The 3,672-nt window shown below is 61.0% G+C and carries 2 protein-coding genes; one reads left to right on the top strand and one right to left on the bottom strand.

What is annotated here, in order from left to right; translation table 11 throughout:
* Window positions 1-32: 32 nt before the first annotated feature.
* Window positions 33-623 (bottom strand): recombinase family protein, encoded by a 591-nt coding sequence (locus C8N42_RS20935; RefSeq protein ID WP_281261426.1) that lies wholly within the window; start codon window positions 621-623, stop codon window positions 33-35.
* 112 nt (window positions 624-735) lie between these two features.
* Between C8N42_RS20935 and C8N42_RS20930 the strand changes: the two genes are divergently transcribed.
* Window positions 736-3,621, top strand: a complete 2,886-nt coding sequence (locus C8N42_RS20930) for a Tn3 family transposase (RefSeq protein ID WP_107818315.1) — start codon at window positions 736-738, stop codon at window positions 3,619-3,621.
* Window positions 3,622-3,672: the final 51 nt, after the last annotated feature.

Raw genomic sequence — 3,672 nt, 5'->3', positions numbered from 1 at the left:
GGGGGTAGATTCCGGTAGGGGGCAGGATCGTATCACAAGGCATTATGTCGGTGCCGTTTGACGATGTCTGTGACGGTGTTTTTCGAGATGCCAAGGTCGCGTGCGATCCACCGGTATGACCGGCCGTCTTCGATGGCCTGAAGCACCTTCGGGGCAAGCTTATCGGATTTTGGTCGTTGGCCTGGCTGTCGGCCAAGCTTTTTGCCGCGCGCACGGGCCGCTGCGAGACCGGATTTCACGCGCTCGCTGAGCAAATCGCGCTCAAACTGGGCGATCCCGGCCAGCATGGTGGCCATCATCCGGCCGTGTGGCGTGTCGAGTTCGAAGGTCATGCCGTTCATGGCCACGACTGAGACCTTCCAGCCTGCCAACCTGTTCAGAGTATCGAGCAGGTCCTGGGTGGAGCGTCCCCACCGGGAAAGCTCGCTGACGAGGATGGCATCGAGTTGTCGAGCCTGCGCCAGATCGAGCACACGGTTACGTGCAGCCCGATTGGCAGCGACCCCGGAAGCTGTCTCCTTGAATACGCCGACCACGTCATAGCCGCCACGCTCTGCAAACGCGGTGAGCTCGGACACCTGTCGCTCACAAGACTGGTCTGTGGTCGAGACTCTGGCGTAAATGGCGGCACGTTGTCCCAGTTGAACCCCCTCGGATTTCGGCCTTGCAAGCCATTGATTTTGCTGGTGCGGATTTCGTCCTGAACAGACTAATGACTAACAAGGACAATCCAGCATGCCAAGACGGTCCATCCTGACCGAACGACAGCGCTCTGCGCTGTTCGATTTGCCCACTGATGAAGCCACCCTCCTGCACCACTACACCCTGGCCGATGATGATATCGAACACATCCGCACCAGGCGGCAGGCGCGTAATCGGCTTGGCTTCGCACTGCAGTTGTGCGCGTTCCGGTATCCCGGTCGTCTTCTGATGCCGGGGGAGATCATTCCCCTGGAAGTGAGCCGCTTCCTCGCTGCACAGCTTGGCGAACGTTCCGAAGACCTCGCCTATTACGCCGAGACCGATGTGACACGGCGCAGGCACCTGATCGACCTTCGCCGGGTTTACGGCTTCAAGATGTTCTCGGGCCGTGGTGCGCGTGACTTGAAGGCGTGGCTTGAGCGCGAGGCCGAAACGGCCCGTTCCAACGAAGACCTGGCGCGCCGGTTTGTCGAGGAATGCCGTCGGACACAGACCATCCTGCCCGGTGTCTCGGTCATCGAGCGGCTGTGCGCCGACGCCCTCGTAGCGGCGGAGCGCAGAATAGACAGCCGGATCGCCGCCAGAGCTGATGACCAAACGAAGGAACGGCTGGACGCGATGCTGACCGAGATGGTCGATGGCAAGGTCAGCCGGTTCGTCTGGTTGCGCCAGTTCGAGGTGGGCAACAACTCGGCGGGGGCATCCCGGCTCCTGGACAGATTGGAATTCCTGCAGGCATCGGCAGTTCCGCCCGGAATCCTGGAGGATGTTCCGCCCCACCGGGTCGCGTGCCTGCGCCGTCAGGGTGAGAGATACTTTGCCGACGGGCTACGCGACATCACCAGTGACCGGCGTCTGGCGATCCTGGCAGTCTGCGCCATCGAATGGACCGCGGCCATCGCTGATGCGGTGATCGAGACCCATGACCGGATTGTTGGCAAAACCTGGCGGGACGCGAAGAAACTGTGCGATGCGCGGATCGCCGATGCCAGATCTTCGCTGCAGGAGACGTTGCGGTCATTCAAAGACTTGGGCGCCGCCCTGCTGGAAGCCAAGGGAGATGACACATCCCTCGACGCGGCCACGGAAGCGGCATGCGGTTGGACACGTCTCGAAAGTATGGTGGCAACCGCTGCCGAGCTGACCGACACGATGACCGCCGACGCTCTGGCGCATGTCGTTCACGGATATCACCGGTTCCGGCGCTATGCGCCACGCATGCTGCGTGTACTCGATGTCCGGAACGCCCCTGTGGCTGCGCCTTTGGTGAAAGCCGCCAAAATCCTCGCCGAAGATCAGACCGATGCGCCCCGCCAGACCTCGTTCCTGCGCCGCACGTCAAAATGGCAGCGCCACCTCAATGCCCAGGAGCCCGATGACAACCGGCTTTGGGAGGTCGCCGTGCTGTTCCATATCCGAGACGCTTTCCGTTCCGGCGATATCTGGCTCCCGCATTCCCGGCGCTACGCTGACCTGAAACAGGCACTTGTGCCGATGGAGGCGGCGAAGGCGTCGCCGCGACTGACCATGCCCTTTGAGCCGGAGGTCTGGCTTGAAGATCGTAAAACGCGATTGACGGAAGGCATGAATCGCTTGGCTAGAGCCGCCCGAACTGGCGCAATCCCAGGTGGATCTATTGAAAATGGCGTTCTCAAGTTGGATCGCCTCACCGGCACCGTGCCCGGCGATGTCGACGACATGGTGCTCGATCTCTATGGCCGCCTGCCCGCAGTCCGCATCACCGATCTGCTGCAGGAAGTCGATGACGATATCGGCTGCACTGAAGCATTCACTCATCTACGCACCGGCGTTCCCTGTAGAGATCGCATTGGGCTCTTGAATGTACTGCTGGCCGAGGGTTTGAACCTTGGGCTCAGCAAGATGGCCGAGGCGACCAGTTCTCACGATTACTTCCAGCTTTCCCGCCTGTCGCGGTGGCATGTCGAAAGCGATGCCATCAACCGGGCGCTTGCCATGGTGATCGAAGCTCAGACCCGTCTGCCCATGGCCCAGTTCTGGGGTGGTGGCGTCACCGCGTCCAGTGACGGGCAGTTCTTCCCTGCCGCCCGGCAGGGCGAGGCCATGAACCTCATCAACGCGAAGTATGGCTCTGAGCCCGGCCTGAAAGCCTATACCCACGTCTCCGACCAGTTCGGCCCGTTCGCCACCCAGAACATCCCGGCCACCGTCAACGAAGCGCCCTACATCCTGGATGGGCTGTTGATGAACGAAGTCGGGCGCAAAATCAAAGAGCAGTACGCCGACACCGGCGGCTTCACGGATCACGTCTTCGCCGTCACGGCGTTGCTGTCCTATCACTTTATCCCGCGCATCCGTGATCTGCCATCGAAACGGCTCTACCTCTTCGATCCTGCCGCCGCGCCGAAGGAACTGCGCAGTCTGATCGGCGGAAAGGTTCGGGCGAAATTGATCGTCGAGAACTGGCCAGACATCCTGCGGGCCGTCGCCACGATGGCGGCAGGGGTCATGCCGCCCAGCCAACTTCTGCGGAAGTTCGCCTCATACCCGCGTCAGCATGAGCTTGCCCTGGCACTTCGAGAAATCGGGCGCATCGAGCGTACCCTTTTCATCATGAACTGGTTGCTCGACGTTGACATGCAGCGCCGCGCCCAAATCGGCTTGAACAAAGGCGAGGCACATCACGCGTTGAAAAATGCCCTGCGGATTGGACGCCAAGGTGAAATCCGCGACCGCACTGCCGAAGGACAGCACTACCGAATGGCCGGTCTCAACCTGCTGGCTGCGATCATCATCTACTGGAATACGAAACACCTCGGCCACGCGGTCAAAGCCCGAAAACGCGAAGGGTTCGACTGCTCGCCAGAGCTTCTGGCGCACATCTCACCCCTCGGATGGGCGCATATCCTGCTCACCGGTGAATACAGGTGGAAAAGGTAGGCCAGGATCAGCTTATGATACGATCCTGCCCCCAGCCGGAATCGACCCCAA

It is taken from the genome of Celeribacter persicus, assembly GCF_003050785.1.
GTDB classification, from domain to species: domain Bacteria; phylum Pseudomonadota; class Alphaproteobacteria; order Rhodobacterales; family Rhodobacteraceae; genus Celeribacter; species Celeribacter persicus.
This window is presented reverse-complemented; position numbering and strand designations above follow the sequence as displayed.

Excerpts from the sequence above, each read along its gene's own strand:
- C8N42_RS20930 (WP_107818315.1), top strand. The coding sequence starts at position 736 with ATGCCAAGACGGTCCATCCTGACCGAACGACAGCGCTCTGCGCTGTTC.